Raw genomic sequence first — 320 nt, 5'->3', positions numbered from 1 at the left:
CCCCCCCCCCCCCCCCCCCCCCCCCCCCCCCCCCCCCCCCCCCCCCCCCCCCCCCCCCCCCCCCCCCCCCCCCCCCCCCCCCCCCCCCCCCCCCCCCCCCCCCCCCCCCCCCCCCTCTTTTAATGATCCGGCGACCACCGAGATCTACACTGTTGTTCGTTCGTCGGCAGCGTCAGATGTGTATAAGAGACAGGTTGCGGGCGTTGTACTTCGGTTTCATAGCGCAGGTCACTGCGCAGGCATTCTTCCACCGTTTCGCCAATGTGCAGCTTGCCCAGATCTTGCAGATTGGGCAGACCTTCCAGAAACAGGATGCGCTC

General features: G+C 70.0%; 1 pseudogene. It reads right to left on the bottom strand.

The features are described from left to right. Positions 1 to 209: 209 nt before the first annotated feature. A pseudogene (locus tag JHD64_RS21380) lies at positions 210 to 320 on the bottom strand (bacterioferritin); the annotation flags it as partial.

Origin of the sequence: Aquitalea sp. ASV15, assembly GCF_016429115.1 — a bacterium.
Lineage (GTDB): Bacteria > Pseudomonadota > Gammaproteobacteria > Burkholderiales > Chromobacteriaceae > Aquitalea > Aquitalea magnusonii.
Note: the sequence above shows the minus strand (reverse complement) of the source record. Positions and strands in the feature narration are given on the sequence as shown.